This window comes from [Mycoplasma] phocae (assembly GCF_003332325.1).
GTDB classification, from domain to species: domain Bacteria; phylum Bacillota_I; class Bacilli_A; order Mycoplasmatales; family Metamycoplasmataceae; genus Metamycoplasma; species Metamycoplasma phocae.
Genome location: NZ_CP029295.1, coordinates 400641 through 420687, shown reverse-complemented (window position 1 = coordinate 420687; position 20047 = coordinate 400641). Strand labels below are relative to the sequence as shown.

The window sequence follows — 20047 nt, the reverse complement described above, 5'->3', positions numbered from 1 at the left end:
AAAATACTAAAAGCTATTAAAGTTTTTATTATTTTTTTATTATAGTAGTAAAATTGTTCTAATAATGTTTGTTAATAGTTCATAAACTCGCAAAATATACATAATAAAAATTCACAATACAAATAATCTTATTAAAATACTTTTTAGCTCTAACAATTCGAAATTTATAATTAAAATTGTTAATAGCTTTTAATTTGATATTTTAGAGCTTAAAATCTTTTAAAATACCAAATAACACCAAAACAAAATCAATATATCTTAAAGATGTAATGGTTAGTGAGGAGTAAACTATGAAAAAGAACAGTAAATTAAATAAGACAATAATCGGTATTAGTGCTTTTATTGTTTTAGGATCATCTGGCATTATTGCAGCTTCATGTAATAATAGCAAAAAAATTAACAATCAAATTGATAGCAATAAAAATGAAAGCCAAAAAATTCTTTCGGGTGAAATCAAATATCTTGCTATTGGTGATGATTATGCCGCTGGAAATAATTACAGTAAAAATAATTTTGTTATTAATGGCTTAGATGAAATTAATAATCAAATTAATGGGCTATCATATGCATCTTATTTAGCTAATGCTATTAAAGATTTAAATGATAAAAAAACATCACTAACTTCATACTACAATTATGGTCTTTCGGGCTCAAAACTAGACGATTGACTTCATATTTTAAACGCTTCTAAATATCCAATTAATAGCGAAATTGAAAATAACTTAGATTATAACCGTAACTTAATGAACGGTGCTAATTCGTCGCGTTTTCATGAGCAATTTGGTGACTTTGATGAACAAGCATTTAACAAAATTAAAAATAGTATTAAAGAGGCTAATCTTTTAACTATTTCAATTGGTTTCAATGATTTTTTCAATGATGTTACACTATTTAATAATTTATTTGAAATTACTAATGGCGCAAATAATTATGAAAATCTAGAGCAGAAATTAAAATCATGATCAGAAAATCTAGCAGTTAAAGCATCATCAATTTCGCAAAAGTATGATCAATTAATTAAAGAAATTCTTAATATTAATCCTAATATACATATTAGTTTAGTAGGTTATATTAGCCCTTATTTAAAGTTGGCTAATATTCTAAAAAAACAATTCAATGGCAAAGATTATATTTATGAAGCTGTTAAACAATTAAATAGCTTAATTAAAAAAGTAGCAAAAAATAATCAAATTAACTTTACATCATTCCGTGATGAAGAGTCAATTATTAGTAACCCTGATAAGTTTTCTTTAGATATTTTTGATATGCTACCATCACTTATAGCTTATAAAAAATTAGCTCAGGATATCTTCATGAAATTAGCATTAGATTCGTTTAAATATAACGAACTAATTGGAAAAATAACCAAAGATAGTGATAGCTCAAGCTACAATCAAACTATATTATTCAACAAAAATGCCGAAGAAATCAAACAAACCATTTTGGGTGTAACTGGTGATAATGTTGATAATTTTATTACCAAAAAATATCGTTTTGAAGAAGAAAGTCAGAATGTTGATGTTCTAAAAAGTCAATTTAGTGAACGGAATGCCAATCCATTTGTAATTTTAAAAGCTAAATTTAATAATGGGAAGGGACTTAATGCTGAAAAAACTATTTCATATTTTGAATTAGCAATTAAATTGTTAGGAATTGATCTTTCTGAATTAAAATCATCATTTACCGAACTAAAAAAAGATTTAGAAAATGAAGAGAATCGCCAAATTTTTACTGATTTTATCAATCAAATTTTATCAAGTAAAACATTGCAAAAAAATATTAGTGAAGTAAAAAGAAAAATTAATGAACTTATTGAAAAGAAATCATATGAAAATCTTGATGCTCAAGATATTACAAATACATTTAAAGAAATATTTCTATCTTCAAATAGCATTTATGCATTTTTTCAAGAATTATCGCAAACTAGCTTTATTCAAAACCCAATTATTAAAGAAAAATTTGGAGTTTACGTTCAAACTGTAATAGAGGACCTATTTGCTTCAAATTTACTTAAATCATTTTTACCGACAGAAATTTTGGAAAATTTCGAAGCTATTTTTGATAATAAAGAATTTCAAAATTCTGTAAAAGACCTTTTAAATTCTTTTGTTAAAAATTTAATTAGTGAGCCTAACAAATACAATTCTGCCAAAAATTACGTTGAATTTATTAATTTGCTACTAAAAAATAGTAGCAGCGAAATTAAAAAATTCATTACCACAATTATTAGCGGTTTAAAAAATAATGAAAAATTATCTAATATTCTAATTTCTAAAATCTCAGAAAAAATTCAAATAACTTATAAATTAGATGCCGCACAGCAAAAGCAAGTTAAAAAATTTATTCGCATTTTCTTGCTAAACCTAAATGATTTCAAACATACTGATAAATTAGTAAATTTTGTTTTGCAAAATCTAATTGATTTACAAAATGAAAGTCCTGAAAAGCGAACTATTGATAAATTCTTTGATAATTTCTTTATTTCAATTTTGATTGATCAATATGATTTGAATAAAAAACATGACCTACTATTTTCACTTATCTCAGCTAATCTAGGACAAACAAACGAAGAGCAAGAAGATTTTAGAAAAGGGTTTGAGATTTTTAGCTTAGCATATTTAAAACAGAGAAATTTATTTGATTCAAAAAATCTAGGTAAATTAATAAGTGAAAAAAATCGCAAAAATGTTCTATCACTACTAATTAATTTAATAAAAAATGAAAATCAGGAATTAAGTGAAAAAGGTAAACATTTTATTGCTAATATTATAACTGTATTATTTGAAAATGAAATTCAAAATCCAGATTCTAATTTAAATGCCTTATTAAAGCAATTAGGTGAAATCTTTATTGTGAATCCAATTGCTGCAGGGTTAAAAACTGCTTTTGGTGATAATGCTAAAATTAGCAATGAAAGCATTGAAAATTTTGTTAGAAAAACATGGGATAAGCTGTGAGTAAAAATTAAAAGCAAAGAAAATATTGAAAGCATTAAAAATTTAATATCATTGCTACTTGTGAGAAGTAATGAATATAATACCGATTCAATATACGCGTTTGTGGCCTCAGCTTTAAAAGATAGCAAAAATAATGGAATTATTAGCTTAGTAGATAAGTTTTTCAAAAATATTATTAATTCAAAAGATGTTTCTGAAAACATAATTAATGGGTCACTTTCACTATTAGAACAAGGTGTTGAAATTAAATTTAATAAAGAGCAAAAGCAATTAATTTCTTCATATTTTACTAATCTATTAGCAAATATCCCACAATCTAAGCTATATGCCTTTACTAAAGCCAAATTAGAAAATGTTTTAGAAAATATTGATATTAAAAAACAAACAAATTTTGAAGATTTAAATAATTATATTAAACTTCAGATGCAAGAACTTTTAAGTTTACAAAACAATTCATTTCTACAAGAAATTATTGATGTTCTTTTTATAAAAGATGGCAATGGACAAACAAAAATGCCATTTAGCGAAATTATTAAAGCATTTTCTATTATTCTTGACAATGATAAAATCATTGATTTTGTTATTCAAAAGTCTAATTTAAAGGTCATTATTAGTAATTTATTAACTACCGCTAAATTACCTAATAATTTAAGTGAAGATATCAAAACTAACATTTTAAAAATTTTTAAAAGTTTTAATGTTTTCATAAAGGATAAATTTGACGCAGCAATTCTTCCAATTATAAAAAGATCTTTAAAAAGCTTTTTTGAACTTAATAATAAAAAAGTTTATAACTCATTAGATGAAATTTTAAAAGATTTTATTTCACAAAATAAAACAATGCTAAAATCAGAGATTAACAATCTACTAAAAGATTTATTAACAGCAGATGAAAACGGTGACTTAAGTCTAAGTTCTGCTAAGCTAATATCGACCTTTATTAGTGAAAATATTGCTAAATTTGAATGATCTAAGGCAAGAGCTAGCGTTGAAAATGTGATTGCTAAGTTAATTAAGGAATTTCCTAATTTCAATTTGAGTAATATTGTTTTAGATAATATTTTTAGTAATTTAGAAGAAAACTTAGATAGTAATCATTTTGACATTAATAAATATAAATTTAAAATTGATGTTATTGAAGTAATTAATAAAATTGATTATGATGTTTTAGTTAAATTTATCAAAGGCATATCATCACATGATGCTAAAAATATTGCAATAGTAATATTGAAAAATTTAAAGAATATTTTGAAATTATCTAATAATGAATTATCATCTAATTTAAATTCAAAATTAGTGAATAATCTTGATAGTAAAATTAAATTTGACACTACCGGTAAAATAAATATTTCGCTAAGTAAGTGACTAGAAATCTTTAAATCGGCCTTTAGTGCTATATCTGAGGAGAAAGATAAAGATGAAGTTAAACAAACACTAAAAGAATCAATTACTGAACTTTTTGAAAATGCAAATGTTAAATCATTTATTAAATCAAAATTAAATCCGCTGATAAATAAAATAAATCAAAATAGTAGTTTAAGCAATAAAATAATTGGAAAAATTCTTGAAATTTCAATTAATAATTTTTTAGATAATAATGAAAATAAAGAATTAATTATTAGCGTTGGCAACTGATTTATTGATCTTAATGAAGACACCTTAAAAAATATTAATTCATTTGATGATCTAATAAAACAATTTTTAAATTCTAATCAAGCAATAGTAATCAAGACATTAAAAAATATTATTAATGACCAAATTAGTAATGATTCTAAAGTTGATGATTTATCTGATTTCATTTTAAAACTTATTTCTAATCAATATGACATTTCTACAACTAATATTCAAGATAGTGACATTAAATTAGTTTTATCTGGAATTTTAAAAGGAATTACTAGCGAAAATATTATTAATGATGTATTTGATAAATTATTTGAGATCTTTAAAAACATTAATTTATTCGAAAATGATGTTTTTGATCAAAATAAAGTGATTAGTCAAATAAAAGAACAATTAAAAGTAATTGATATTACCAAGTTTCTATCAAAAGATAAAATAAAATCATTATTAGAATCTATCCTAAAAACTGAAAATAACATTGGATCAAAACAATTAATCGCGTTTTATCAATACCTAATGGAGATTATCCCAAAACTAAATATTTCATCATCAAAAAATTCAGCGGTTGAAGTAGAAGAGCAACAGGCAAAAAATGAGATTTTATCAAAGGAAAAAATTGAAAATATCATCATTAATTTCGTTAATGCTCTAAATGAAGTTCTGAAAAATAATAAGGATAATTCTGCTAAACATACCATAACAGAAGTAATAGTAGAAATAATTAAAGATCAAGTGAAGAGAGTTGATTTCAATACTTTTAATAATGAATTTATATCAAATGATAATATTAAAAGCATTTTTGTGAAAATTTCCGAATATGATGAAATAAAACAATTTTTCAATGATTTAATTGAAGATTTTACAAAATATAGCGGTGATAAAAATAATTTAGGAGAGATCATTTCATCGTTGCTTAACTCATCAAGAGAAAACATTACTAAAAACTTTACATCATTAATTTCTAAAATATCAAAAGATGAAAGCATTAAGTCTCTGCTAATTGACGCATTATTTAAATACTTAAAACTTGAAAACACAAATAATGATGATAAGCAATTTATTAGTGAGTTAATTAAAGACTTTATAGTAAAACTTCAAAACCATGATTTTTACAAAAAGAAAATAATCAATAATTTATTTGACAAATTAATTAAAAACGCGATATCATTTGATATATTAAATCCAGGTCAATGAATTAAAGAAAGTATAAATCAATTTATTTCGATTATATCTCTTAATGATTTGGTTGCCTTAGGTGATCTTATTGGTGAAAACAATATTATAAATGGTGAAAGAATTGTTAAGTTAATTAATTTAATTTTAGGAAAATCAAACAATCCAGATTCAGTATTTTATAAATTACTTTCAAATATAAACACCGGTGAAAATAAAACAAATATGAACGATTTATATTCATTTATTTCTTCATCTAAAAAAGAAGAGAAAAAAGAAGTTGAAGATCCAAATGATGTTAAATTTAGTATAGATCCATTGGTGGTGCTTGATACTATTTTTAAATTACTAGCAAAAGAAGTTAATAAAGAAGCAGCCGCTAATAATGGATATAATGAAAATTATGAAATTAGATATAATAAACCAGCTTATCAAGCAACCTATCGTTTATTAGTAACATTAAAATTAGCAATTTTCGAATTATTTGGACGTGAAACATCGGAAAATAAAAGAGATAGTAATTCACTAATAAATTTATATAGTGGTACAAGATCGATATTATGAGAAATTCAAGAAGGCACCAATATTAAATTTATTCCTTTCTTAGCCGGTAAATTTAGCGGAATGCAATATTATTTTACAAATGAAAATATTAGGAGAGAATTTACTAATTATTTAAAAAGCTATTCACGCGGATTATTCGGAATTGGTGCTACATATACATACTACAAAGAAGAAGATTATGATCCAGGTTCGATTGAATACATTATTAATACAAGTGGATATAATGAATCAGAAAAAGATAAATTAAAAGAGTTCAATTTTATTGTTGATGCTAATAATCAAGGTAAAAGAATTAGCAAAAAAGAATATATTTTAATGACAATTAAAGAAGGTGGTTATTCGAAATTTATGAAACTAAATAATAAAAGTAAAGGTTCATCTTCTTGAAGTGGCTCAGACAAAATCGATTTCTCAAAATTAAACTAAATATACTTTTATAATCTATTAGTAAAAAAGTTCAAATTAAAGGTTTGGACTTTTTTATTTTTTACTAAAAGTTGATTTAAGGTTAATGTTATATTAGATATTAGAGGGCAGTAAAATAATTATTAAAATGATATATTTTCTATATATTCAATGAAAAAATCAAAGAAAACCATTATTAGATGCTTTAAAAGTTATTCAGCTATTTCTTTTAATTTATTAGCGACTATAATTTCTTTCATTTTAAAAAAATAATAAAACACATATCCGTTTAAGGTAGTAGATTCTATTTGATCTATTGCTTATCTTAAGTGATATGTGTCTTATTTTTTAAAAATTAGTATTTTTATCTTTTTATGAATTACTTTGAGATTTTATTTTATTTTCTAATTTATATAAACTATCAAAAGATTGAATTGATTTCAATTCATTTTTATAAGTTGTTTTAGTTTTATCATCTTTTAAAGAATTAATTAATTCTTCTACTCTTTTAACTTCTGATTTATAAAATGATGTAATAGGAGCCAAATCATTATTACTTTTTAAATTTTTAATGATGTTAAAAAATTCTTGATATTTTCCAGGATTTTTAGTTTTTAAAATTTCAATTAATTTAAAAAAGTATGATTTGGTTTCTACTACTTTAATATTATCTACTATTACTAGTAATTCATCAATGTTAGATGTTTGATTAACCATTTTTTCAAGTTTTTCTTTTTCAGGTTGATTGTCTTTATACAATTCTGAGATTTTTTCCATTAATTCAGTTTTTGCAAGTTGAGAAAATTCTTCATTAAATGTATTAGAATCAGTTATTTCTATATCTCGTTTATTATTGTAAATTTTTAGATAAATGTATTGTGATTTTTGGTGAAAACTATTTTCTAAAGTTATTCTGATTAATAAATAATTTTGATCTTTAAAAGGATTATATAATGCTGTCTCTTTTTCGATTTTTAAATCTTTTGTTTGATCGCCTATTATCTCGATGTTACTTAAATTAAAATTTTTTAAGTCTTCTAGTTTATTGTATTTGAATTTTAAAGAAGAAGCATCGATGTTATCAGTAATTTTTTCAAATTCCTCTTTTGTTATTACATAACCAATTGGATTTTCTACATTTGTTTTAAATGCTAAATAAAATGGTATTTGTGTATTTCCTTTTTTGATGTCTAATTTAAGAGCTGCATATTTTTTGTTAATTTTGGTAATTGCGCCCTCTAATTTAATTTGTTTTTTAACTATGAGACTATTACTTACAATTTGAAAATCATCATTTTGTTCTAATTTAATGTTTTTTAAATCAAAATCCTTGGCATCTTCACTAATTTTGCCATCATATTTAAATACGATTTTATTTTTCAGTTCTTGCTCTTTAATTTCTTTTTGTTGTTTTTTAGCTTCGTTAAATTCTTCTTTTGAAACCTTATCTCCCATAGGGTTGGTTTTTTCGATTTCAAATTTAACATAAAACTCATATGATGTATTGCCCTTTTTAAGAGTTAATTTGGCAATTGCATATTTTTTAAAGAAGGGAATTACTGAAGATTTTGCTTCAATTTTAATTTTTACTTCTGAATTATTTTTATCAATTTCAAAACCATTATTTTTATCTAAATTTATTTTATCTAAATCGAAATTAGAACCATTATCGTTAATTGTTCCAGTGTATTTAAATGTAATTTCTTTTTTTAATTTTTGCTCGTCTGGACTTGGAGCGGGTTCTATATTAGTATTATTACACGCCGCTGCAACTAGTGGTAAAACAATTATGCTAGAAACCGAACCTAGCATTATCATTAATTTTGATGTTTTTTTCATATATTCTCCTCAATTACTTTTAACAGTATTATGTTTTAATCAATCTAAACTCTCATTAAGTAAGTAACGATTCACCGTTTCTTTTAATTATGTTTTTACTGAGATTATAATTTTAGGGAATTGAAAACTTTTTCAAAATTATACATTTACAAGAAAATAAGAAATATTTACATTAATAACATATTTTTTCGTTTTTTAGTTAGATAATATTAGCTATTATTTAGCATCTTAAATAATAATTAATTTAAGTGTACTGCTGCCTAATTAGTCACATTATCTACATAATAAATATAACATAATGAAAATAAAAGAATAAAAAAGATTATTTATTTTTTAAAATTTGGTTACTTTAAGTAAATATATATCTTAAAGCATTAAAAAATTATTCCATTATAATGGAATAAGTTTGGTGAGAAAATCTATTTCATTAATTTTCTAATTAAGTTCAATTTTTTATCTGTGTATGGATGAGATTGCAATTTAAGGTTATGTAGAAAATTACGTTTGAAGTAGCCTTGTTCATAGCTAAAGCATTTAAATCCGGCATACCCGTGACTTCTGCCTATACCTGAATTGCCAACGCCGCCAAATGGTAAATTATAATTGGCAACATAACCAACACTATCATTTACTACAAATGAACCACTTTTGGCATAACTAAAAATATTATCAATGAATTTTTTATTTTTTGAAAAGACATAGATAGCTAAAGGACTTTCCATTTCGATTAATATCTTTTTAAGATCTTCTTCTGTTTCATAACTAATAAACGGAAGAAATGGCCCAAAAATTTCTTGTGACATACTTTTATCATCGAAATTAACTTCTTTAAAAATTATTTCATGCTCGCTAAAAGTATTATCGCTTAAATCTCTTAGCCTATTAATATGAGATTCATTAATAATTTTGGCCATTTCACTATGATTTTTAAATTCTTGCATTTTTCCTTTAAAGAGATTAATAATGTCATTTATTTGAGTCTTTTTAACAACTAGATAATCAGGAGCAATACATGTTTGTCCTAAGTTTAGAATTTTTGCGTTAAAAATGTTATCAACCATGAGTTTTAAGTTACTACTTTCATCAACAATTACAGGACATTTTCCCCCAAGCTCTAAAACAACCGGTGTTAAATGCTTAGCTGCTTTTTCATAAACAATGCGACCAACAGTTGTGCTTCCGGTGAAAAATATTAAATCAAATTTTTGATCTAAAAGTCATTTTGCACTTTCAAGCGATGTATCAGCACAATAAATTAAATTTGCGTCAAAGTTTTCATTTAGTAATTTAATGAGCAGTTCACTTGTGTGCTTTGTGTGTTCTGAGCTTTTAATCATTATTCGATTACCGGCACTGATAGCTGAAATTAGTGGACTTAGCGTTAAATAAATCGGAAAATTTCATGGGCTAATTATTAGCACATGACCACGGGGTCTAAAAATAGTTTTTGAGCTCGAGCCAATTAAATAAAATGGACTTTTTATTCTCTTAGCTTTTGCTCATTTATTTGTTTTTTTAATTGCTAAATTAAGCTCTTCATATGTAATAGCGAGTTCACTTAAATATGTTTCATTTTTATGCTTATTTAGATCTTTTTTTAGTGCTAAAAAAAATGCTTCTTCATTTTCTTTAATAATGGTTTTTAATTTTTTAAGCATTTGTATTCTTGTCTTGATATCAATATTTTCGCTTCGGCTTAATTGTTTTTGTTTTAAATATATTTTTTGCATAACTTTAATTGTACAAAAAATTATCTTAGTTATAAATAATTAAAAGTATATAAACTATACAATTATGACTATTAGCTTTTCTTTTTGTCAGAATTATTTAATAAATATATGACTAGGATTATTTTCCTGATTTAGTATTTAATAATATTAGTCTATTAGCTTAATAATTAGTGTAAATTATTTTCAATTACTATGTGCTGAGAATATTTAATAGATTAGTTGAATTAACTAGCAAATTTTTATATTTTAATTAAGTTAAAAGCTGTTATTTATTTAATTTTGAAATTAAAATGTGCTAAATCCTTAATAAAGGTCAAAATTAAACTTAATTGCGAAATAAAAAAATTAAGCCATGTAATTAAAATTTACATTACTTAATTATTGTTTTTACTGATTATATAGTGATAACATTTAATATTGCTTCAATTTCTTGAATTTGTTCTTCGGTTAATGCTTTCATTTTATCAATACTATTATTCAATATTGATGATATAGTTAAGATATTGTTGGAATTTTCGATATTTGTTATAGAACCGATTAGAATAAATAATCCTATTTCATTTTTATAATCAAAGTCTACTTTTTCCTCTTTTATAAGTTCCTTAATTTTTTCGAGCATTTTTTTAAAAATTATAAGTTCAGATTTATCTTTTTCTTTAATGTTTTTAATAAAATTACCATATTCTTCTTTAATGGTATTCAAAAACATTCTATGTTTGCCGTCGTCTCCTTTTAGGCCAATAATTAATGGCGTCAAATTTTCTAAATCATTATTATTGTGCTTAATTTTTATTTTTTCAATATCGCTCACCAATTCTTTTCCTTTAGAAACTAAATTATTATTTTTATTATCGTATTTTGGTATTTCATTGATATTAAAATTTAATTCTTCAAAATAAGGGTAATCAGGCAATACTATTTTAAACGTCATTGGATTTTGTATTATAAACTCCGTTAAATAATAAAGATTAAAATATAATAAATCTTTATGATATTGTTTAATTTTTTGTTCAGGAGTAAGAATTTCTGGTTTCATTTCATTTTTATCAGGTTTCTTTTCACCCATATTGCCTTGTTCTTGATTGTCACTGTCAGGTTTTTTTGTCATGTCATCAGGCTTATTTTCGTTCATATCATTTTTACCCATGCCACCATCTGGTTTTTTCATCATGTCATCAGGTTTATTTTCATTCTTACCCATGCTACCATCTGGTTTTTTCATCATATCATTAGGTTTTTTATTTTCACCCATTTGATCTTTATCTTTTTCCATTTCTTTGCCTTTGGTATTTCCACACGCAGCAGCAATTAAAGGTAAAGTAGCAATCACGGTTGGTAAAGCAATTCATCACTTAAAATTTTTCTTTTTCATAAATTTGTTTCTCTTTCTTTCTTACAGTTCATTTTTAAATAATTGTGTTAGTTTTGTTAATTGTTTTTTTCAGTAATATTAGTAAATAAATCATTAATTTCTTTTATATCATTTTCAAAAATTGACTTTTTTTCTTCTATTGCAGTTTTTAATTTTTGAATAATTTGTTCTTCTTTACCACTTAAAATAGCTGCATTACTATTGTTGTTCTTAAAACTTTCTAAATTTGTAAATACAAAGAATAAAATCCGGTAATCAAATTCTTTTTTATTTTTGTTTTCATCATAAATTTTGTTTCAATATTTTTTTGCTGCTGAACGTTGGTCTAGATTTACATTCTCATTGGGTATTTTTAGGTATTCTTTCTTCTTATTTTTTAAAAATAGCAAATATTCTTTGTATTTTGGTTCTTTACCGTTTGGTTTTGTGTTTTCTCCTTCTGATTCAATATAATTTATATCAAATGAATTACTATTGTCATTAGGATTTTTTAAATAATTTTTGTAGTCATTAACTAATAAAATACCATTATCGATTACTTTTTGGTTGATTGTGTCCTTTTTCTTCAATTCATTTAAAATATCTAGCGATTCACTAATATATTTATATCCTTCAAAAGGATTATCACCCTTTCCTAATTTTAATATTTCATCAACATTTAAGGCTTGTAAATCCAGATACAATATGTCATTTGAGTACTCTAATTTGCCCATATCCATTTTTTGTGAATCATCATCTGGTTTTGGCATTGGTTGTGGCAATGTTGAAGCCTTATCATATTCATCTTTGGTTGATTTAATTCCAACTGAATTATTTTTAGCTGTTTCAAACTTTACATAAGTCTCAAATGTTTTTTCATTTCTATTGAAAACTAATTTAGCAATTACATACCTTTTAGGAATTGGAAATATTGAAGGATTAGTTTCGTCTTTGATTTTAGCATTTGATTTTTTATCATTTAAACTAAATCCATCATTGTTAGTCAAAGTAACTTTTGAAAATTCAAATTTATTTAATGTACTTTCAATTGTTCCATTGTAAGTAAAGGTAATTTTAGCAAATTTTTGTTCGTCAGTTTCTGGCGTTGGAGCAGGAGTTTCTTTTGTAAATCCATTAATTTTAAAATCTTTTGTTGCGCTTAGATTGTTCTTAGTAGATTTAACTCTAACAGTAAGCTCTCCGGTTTTATCATCTGAAGTTAAAGATTCAACTGTGTAAGTAAATCCCTGAACCTGTTCGCTTATAGTTATGTTAGTTTTTTCAACTTTGCTAGGAAGTTTATTTTTATCAGCTACTTCAACTTTAATATTATTTAAACTATCAGTAACTGCTTTTTGATCTAGGTTAGGATCTGGTGCCGGAGCGGGCTCCGGTTTGCTATTATTACATGCCGCAGCAACAAGCGGAATAGTTGCTATTGTTGTCGGTAAGATTATTAACCATTTAAGGTGATTTTTTTTCATTTTTCTCACTACTTTCTTATTAATTTTAATTTTTATTTGAATAAATTATACCATAATTTAAGTCCAGACCCAGCCCCGGGCCACTACCATGGGCATCTTGAGTCTCTTATTTTAATTAATTTTGAAAAACAAAATTTTATTATTTTAAAAATAATTTATTAAATAAATTACAAAGATATAAAAAAACTATATGTGCTATTTATTTCTTAATTAAGCTATTTTACATATATTTATAAATAATTTTAAATTCCGATATTTATATATTACTATCAATAATTTCTTTTTTATATTAATCTATTAAAAGCATAAAATAAAAACTTAAGACATAATTATTTATATTCTTGAGTATTTATTTTTACTTAAACTATTGTTTATTATTTTTTAAATCTATCAAATGTTGCTTTATTTGAAAATGTTGCAATGGGGTTGGTTTCATTTTCCTTAAATTCTAAATAGAAAGTAATTAATTCCATTTTTGTTTCTAAAGATTTAACTACCAACTCAACAATTATTGAATTTGGCTTTTTGTTTCCAGTGTTTCCCAGGATTTTGAATTCATAACTTTTAGTAATTGTTGAATCATATTCTAATTTGCTAGGATCATAAGAATTTTGTTTATTAATTATTCCATTATATGTAATTTTATCTTTAAATTCTGTCATGTACATAATTTGTTTTTTTAATGATTCGGTTCTATCTTTATCTAAAAGTTTACCCTTTGGATTTTCTTTATTTAATTCAAATTCAAAATAAAGTGTAATAGGAGTAGAACCATTAGTTTTAGGATTAAATCTAAATTCAATAAATATTACATTTTCGCCTGTTATTTTTTGTTCAATTGAAATTTCATATTTTTGTTCAATTTTAGGGTCAAAAACTAAGTTTCTAGGATCATAATTATTATTACTAATTGTTCCTTTATATGTTACTTTTTCATCAAACTCAGTTTTTAATTTTTCATAATCTATTTCCGGCATAGGTTCCGGTTCTGGCATTGGTTGCGGTTGTGGATTTTGTGTTGGAGGTATAGGCTCAGGTTGGGGTTGTGGGCCTGGTGTTGGAGGAACTGCCTTTGGTGCAGGTCTAGGTTGTGGTCCTGGATCTGGTTTTGGAGGAGTAGGATTTGATTCTGGATTAGGATAAGGAGCGCTTTGATTTTTGAATCCAAAAATTGTTATATCTTTGCTAACAATTAATCCACTTTTTTCTGATTTAATTTTCACAGTCAATTCACTGCTTTGGTTATTAGAGCTTAGACTTTCAACTGTGTAGGTAAAGCCGGCAACTTGCCACTTATAACTACATCATCATTTTTAACTTCGGCGGGAAGTTTGTCTTTATTAATTACTTTTACTTTAATATTATCCAAGCTTTTATTAACAGCTTCTTGATCTGTGTTAGGTTTTGGTTGTGGTTTTGGACTGCTATTATTACTATTACATGCCGCCGCTATTAAAGGCATAGCTATTATTGTGCTTATTGATCCTAGTGAAATTACTAATATTTATTTATTATAAATTTGTATATTCTATAGTCAAAATTATAGATGATAATCTTATTTTCTTTTAATTTATAAATTTTCAAGCCTTAAATATCCGCAAATTTTTATCAAATTATTATAAAATTGTGCTTTTTAATTAAAAATTGTTCATTTAACACTTTTAAGTAAAAAGCTAAATAACTTATAAAAAAATTAAATATTACTATAAATTTATTAGCTTAAAAAACTAATTGATTTATATTCATATAAAACTATTTACACACATCATCTTCTAAATGTCTATATAACAAACAAAATCAGAAAAGAATAACAAATGCAAATAATATTTTCTAAATACAAAATTAATAAATTTATAAAAATTTTTATATTAATTTATAAATAAATTAGTGATCTGAGCTATTTAGTTAAATAAATATGTTTTAATTTAATGTATCAAATAGCAGTAAATGAAGAAAAAAATAATAACTATTCTCTTTATAAAAATTAAATTAATTAGGTTTATTCACGGTAAAGCATTTTATTTTATTTAAATTTTTAGTAATCTAGTATTACAGCAATTTTAAAATTAAAAGTATTCAATGAATAATTGTTGGTGTGATTAGCACTGAATAATAACTCCAGGGTCAATCGCTAGCGTTATCACTTTACCGCTAGTTGCAGCGGCATGTAATAATACAAAAACAGAGCCCGCTCCAGCGCCTGATCCTAACTTAGATCAAAAAGCAGTTACTGATAGTTTAAATAATATTAAGATAGAAGTAGCTAATAAAAATAAACTTCCAAAAGAAGTTAAAAAGACCGATATAACTATTAGTGACCAAGTGTCAGGCTTTACCTACTCAGTTGAAAGTTTAAGCCCAAATGATAAAACCGGAGAGCTTACTGTCAAGGTTAAATCTACTAAGAACAATCTAAGTGCTACAAAAGATATTAAGATTGAAGGATTTAAAAAAGAAACAAAAGAAGATGATAAAAAGGATAAGGATGATATGCCTACTCCTCCTGCTCCAAAGGTACTAACAGAAGCAGAATTTAAAGCAAAAGCCAAATTTACTTATTCAGGAAATTTAAATACTAATTTTGACAAGTCAAAAATAGAATTAAAAGACGCTGATGGTTATACATTTAAAGTATTAGATTTTAGAAGTGGATTAAGACTTACAGGCGAGAAATTTTATGTTTCAAAATTAGAAATTCAAAAAGAAAATAAAAAACAATATGATGTATACGTAAAATTTTCTGCGGATAAAATTGAATTCGTCAATAAAGAAGCATTGCAAGAATTAATTGACCAAGAATTATCCAAAAAAATTACCGAAGCAGTTGCTGATTTCAAAACAAAAGCAGAGTATAAATACAATGGACAAATAACAGATAGTGCCCCTTATATTTTTAAAAGTACAAATGTTGCTTTCAAAGCCGATGGTTATACTTCGACATTTGTTAGTTCTAAGACTAAATTGGGAGATTCAGTACTTGCTAAATTTAAAATTTTCAAAAGTGATGAGCAAAATGTAACATTTGATGTTTATGTAAAATTCACCTACAATATGATGAATAAAAAAGCTGATTTTACAACAAAAGAAGAATATGATAAACTAGCCATTAAGATAGAATTAAAAGATAAAATTAAATATGAAGGCAAAGTAACAATTGATACATTTAACATTGCGAAAATAAAATTAGATGATGGTATAAAGGATTTAAAAATTAATGTAAAAGAAAGAGTTATAAAAGATAAAAAAAATAATAAAATTATAGTTCAAATAAGCGCTTCCAAAAACTCAAATAATTATTTATTTCTTGTAGAATTTAAAGAAGGAACAGATGTTGCTGGTATTTTTATTAATTCATCAGATGTTATAAATGCTACTATAACAAATGAAAAAATGGAGTTGGATAAAATTACATTTGAATATAAAGGAAAAATAGATAATAAGATTACTCTCGAAGATTTGAAAAAAAATATTACTATAAATGGAGATAGTTCTAATGCCTTCAAGGTTAATGTGGAAAAATTTGTATTTGCTTCTTATGAAAAAAATACAAAAAAAATAATTATTACTAGAATTAGATTGACAACAAAAGATAATAAATCGGCTGCTATCTTCTTTGTTGAATTTAATTTTAACCTTAATGATTCAAAAACAGCGGGAAGAAAAATTGATTCAAATAAAATTGCAAATAAATATATAAGTAAAGAAAATTTATCTAAACTACTAGCAAAAAGATAAAAATGAATAAAAATATTAAAATTATTAAATAAAAAGCAAGTCCTATGTGCTTGCTTTTTAGCATATAAAATTTATAATAAAGTTTTTAAATTCATTCTAATTCTCTATTTTTTTATCTATAGTCATTCGCTTATATTATTTACAAAATTGAATCTTTAAATCAAAGATGGAAACTAAGAATTTTTTTGTCTTTATTAATTAAGGAATAACTATTTTTAAAAAAGGTATATAACTTAATTTTTTTAATTTATGTTTATATTAATGGATAATTTTTATATTTAAAAAATTTAAAGAGCACGATTTAATTCTAGTTAATTTCAATGTTCTTGAATTTTATTTAAATTAAATAATTTTTATGGTAATAATTTTTCTACTAATTGTTCAAATTCCAATTGCGAAATTTTAAGACCCGTATTTTTATTATTACTGTTTTTTAGGAATTTTAAATAAGTTATAAATTCTTTATCGTCTTTTGTGGCAAAAATTTTTACCAAAAGAATTTGTTGAGAAGGATCGTCTATTTTCTCTATTCGGTTTATTTTAAATGATTTATTTGAAATATCTATCATATTTAAATTAAATTCATTTAAATTTCCATTATAAGTAAATTCGGCATTTTTAAATTTATCTTGTTCTTCTTTTGTTGGTAATTGTTCGAAAAAATTCTTTTCTACAAATTCAGCTTTATTAGCTGAAGTTGTGTAATTAAATTTTACATATACACTAAATTTAACATTGACATCAGTAATACTTACTATATTAAATTTGGCAATTACTGCTTTGCCTATTAAGTCAACTTTAGATACTTCAAATGTTGATTTATAACCATCGTTTTTTGTCAATATTACATTTGTTTGTTTGAACAAATTAGCATCGGTATCATCAAGTTTACCATTATATTTATATTCAGCTTTTGATTTAAAATCTTTTGTGGCAATAATAGTTTTGGTCTTTAATTCATTTGCTTTTTTTTCTTCTGTTATTCTAATAAATTCTTTTTCGTCAACAAATGTGCTGCCATTAGCATTTAATTTTATATAAACATCAAATAATTTTGTAGTTTCCTTTTTAATTGATATTTTAACAATATGATATTGAATTTCTCCGGCTACATTAGTTTTACTTTTTGCATCTATTACTTCATGGATATAACCAGGTTTATATGTTAATTTTAGAGCGAAAGCATTAAAAGGATTAATTACATTCATACTATAATTAAATTTTGCATTATCCTTAAATTCTTTTAATTCCTTTTTAAGATCTAATTTATTCTTATCTAAATCATTTTTTTTATCGTCATTTTTAGTTTCTTTTTTAAAGTTATCAATTTTAAAATCTTTTGTAGCACCTAAACTACCTTTAGTAGATTTAACCTTGACAGTAAGCTCTCCGGTTTTATCATTTGGGCTTAAACTTTCAACTGAGTAGGTAAAGCCTGACACTTGGTCACTAATAGTTATATCGGTCTTTTTAACTTCTTTTGGAAGTTTATTTTTATCAGCTACTTCTACTTTAATATTATCTAAGCTTTTATTAACAGCTTCTTGATCTGTGTTAGGTTTTGGTTCTGGTTTTGTATTATTACATGCCGCTGCGACAAGCGGTAAAGTGATGACACTAGCGATTGACCCTGGAGTGGGCAAAAATATTGTTTTTTTATTGTAACTTTTAGAATAAATTAATTAAAAGATCTTAATATTAAATCGATATTCAAACAAAAAATACAAGTGCTTTTGCACTTGAACTTACAGTATTTAAATATTTAAATCAATATAGCTAATTTATTTAGCCATTAATCATATTTCGAATAAATAAATATGTCAAAATTAAAGAATTATTCGCTTTATTACTGAGGCAAAGATATTAAATTGTCAAATTCTGATTGAGAAATTATGGTAAATTTGTTTTCATTAATAGAAAATTTTAAGTATGCCATAAATTCTTTTGGATCTTCCGCAGTAAAAACTAATTTTACGAAGATTTCTTCATTATTGATGTTAATTCATCCAGATTTAATTTGGTCTATTTTAAAATTTTTTAATGAAGGTTTAATATCACTTATTTTAAACTCTCACTTAGAATCAATTCTACTATTACCATTATAAACAAAATTTAATAATTTATTTGGAGCAATAAATAAAAATTCTTGATCTTTAATATTTATACTTATATCAGTGTATTTTCTACTTTTAATAGAGTAACTTATTAATACGGTATTATTAGCACTATTTTTTGTTGGTTTAACATCTAATATTTCTATATTTCATTTACTCAATAAATATGAGCTTTTTACTAATTCAACATTTTCTTTTTTAATATCCGCTACTGTTTTTACATTAATATTTTTCTTTAATTGAAATCTAAATGGAATATCTTCATAGTGATTGTTATATAAATCCAAATCTTTTTCGATGCTATTTTTTTCATCTTTTTCAATAATTTTTTTATTTTCTTCAGAGGTTAATAATCCAGTGATATTAATTTCTTTTTCTGCCTCAACACCATCTTTTTCAGATAGAACAACGCCAGTCAATGTTCCTGCATCATCATTAATATTTTTAAACATCTTAATTGAGTAATTAAAACCTTCTTTAGTTCCTAGGATTTCAACTTGTCCTGTTTCAGCAACTCTTGAAGGTAAGAATTTACCACTTGGTGAAATGCTAATTTCGGCTAAACTATTTATAACTTCTTGTTTTTTGCTATCTTTACTTTTATCATCAGTTTTAGTATCTTTTTTAAATTCGGAAATTGTTATTTTTTTTGTAGCACTTAAATTGTCTTTAGTAGATTTAACTTCAACTACTAAAGTTCCTGCTTTATCATCAGCAGTTAATGTATATGTGTAATTAAATCCTTCCACTTGTCCAGTTACTTTTAAATTTGCTTGTGTAACAGCACTTGGAAGAGTTTTATCCTTATTATCAACGGTAATAGCAATATTATCTAAACTTTTATTAACAGCCTCTTGATCTGTGTTAGGTTTTGGTTCTGGTTTGGTATTATTACATGCCGCTGCAACTAGCGGTAAAGTGATGACACTAGCGATTGACCCTGGAGTGGGTAAAAATATTGGTTTTTTTGTTGCAACTTTTAGAATAAATTAACCCTAAAAATTTATTGTCCTAAACTATAAATTTATTTAAAAAATACCTATTTTTATAAAATAAAAAGATCAAGCGCCTTCGC

The 20047-nt window shown here is 24.4% G+C and carries 11 protein-coding genes; 3 read left to right on the top strand and 8 right to left on the bottom strand.

Annotation, left to right across the window (positions count from 1 at the left end; translation table 4 throughout):
• Positions 1-290 precede the first annotated feature (290 nt).
• Positions 291-6740 (top strand): hypothetical protein, encoded by a 6450-nt coding sequence (locus tag DA803_RS06280; protein ID WP_114190912.1) that lies wholly within the window; start codon positions 291-293, stop codon positions 6738-6740.
• Positions 6741-7091: 351 nt separating this feature from the next.
• On the opposite strand, the gene DA803_RS01725 is transcribed toward DA803_RS06280, so the two are convergent.
• From DA803_RS01725 to DA803_RS01700, 6 genes are all read right to left on the bottom strand, one after another.
• The gene (locus DA803_RS01725) at positions 7092-8558 is read right to left on the bottom strand and encodes a variable surface lipoprotein (RefSeq protein WP_114190911.1); all 1467 of its coding nucleotides are present in this window, start codon (positions 8556-8558) and stop codon (positions 7092-7094) included.
• 419 nt (positions 8559-8977) lie between these two features.
• Positions 8978-10288: an aldehyde dehydrogenase family protein gene (locus DA803_RS01720; RefSeq protein WP_114190910.1), complete on the bottom strand. Its 1311-nt coding sequence runs from the start codon at positions 10286-10288 to the stop codon at positions 8978-8980.
• A 394-nt stretch (positions 10289-10682) separates the two neighbouring features.
• Complete coding sequence (locus DA803_RS01715; RefSeq protein ID WP_114190909.1) at positions 10683-11660, bottom strand: hypothetical protein; 978 nt, start codon at positions 11658-11660, stop codon at positions 10683-10685.
• 56 nt (positions 11661-11716) lie between these two features.
• Positions 11717-13123, bottom strand: coding sequence for a lipoprotein 17-related variable surface protein (locus DA803_RS01710; protein WP_114190908.1), 1407 nt, complete (start codon positions 13121-13123; stop codon positions 11717-11719).
• A 374-nt stretch (positions 13124-13497) separates the two neighbouring features.
• Complete coding sequence (locus DA803_RS01705) at positions 13498-14346, bottom strand: hypothetical protein (protein ID WP_114190907.1); 849 nt, start codon at positions 14344-14346, stop codon at positions 13498-13500.
• Between the two features lie 29 nt (positions 14347-14375).
• Entirely contained in the window at positions 14376-14591 is a 216-nt protein-coding gene (locus DA803_RS01700) for a hypothetical protein (RefSeq protein ID WP_277869751.1), read from the bottom strand.
• A 641-nt stretch (positions 14592-15232) separates the two neighbouring features.
• Here DA803_RS01700 and DA803_RS01695 point away from each other — a divergent pair.
• Positions 15233-16858: a lipoprotein 17-related variable surface protein gene (locus tag DA803_RS01695; RefSeq protein WP_114190905.1), complete on the top strand. Its 1626-nt coding sequence runs from the start codon at positions 15233-15235 to the stop codon at positions 16856-16858.
• Between the two features lie 353 nt (positions 16859-17211).
• Here the strand turns inward: DA803_RS01695 and DA803_RS01690 are convergent, their stop codons facing one another.
• Together DA803_RS01690 and DA803_RS01685 are read right to left on the bottom strand one after the other, a co-directional pair.
• Positions 17212-18501 carry a lipoprotein 17-related variable surface protein gene (locus DA803_RS01690; protein WP_170120263.1) on the bottom strand — a complete coding sequence of 430 codons (1290 nt, stop codon included), beginning with the start codon at positions 18499-18501 and terminating at the stop codon, positions 17212-17214.
• Between the two features lie 203 nt (positions 18502-18704).
• Positions 18705-19889 (bottom strand): lipoprotein 17-related variable surface protein, encoded by a 1185-nt coding sequence (locus DA803_RS01685; protein ID WP_371845396.1) that lies wholly within the window; start codon positions 19887-19889, stop codon positions 18705-18707.
• Here DA803_RS01685 and DA803_RS06275 point away from each other — a divergent pair.
• Positions 19834-19965: a hypothetical protein gene (locus DA803_RS06275; RefSeq protein WP_277869748.1), complete on the top strand. Its 132-nt coding sequence runs from the start codon at positions 19834-19836 to the stop codon at positions 19963-19965. The genes DA803_RS01685 and DA803_RS06275 overlap by 56 nt on opposite strands.
• Positions 19966-20047: the final 82 nt, after the last annotated feature.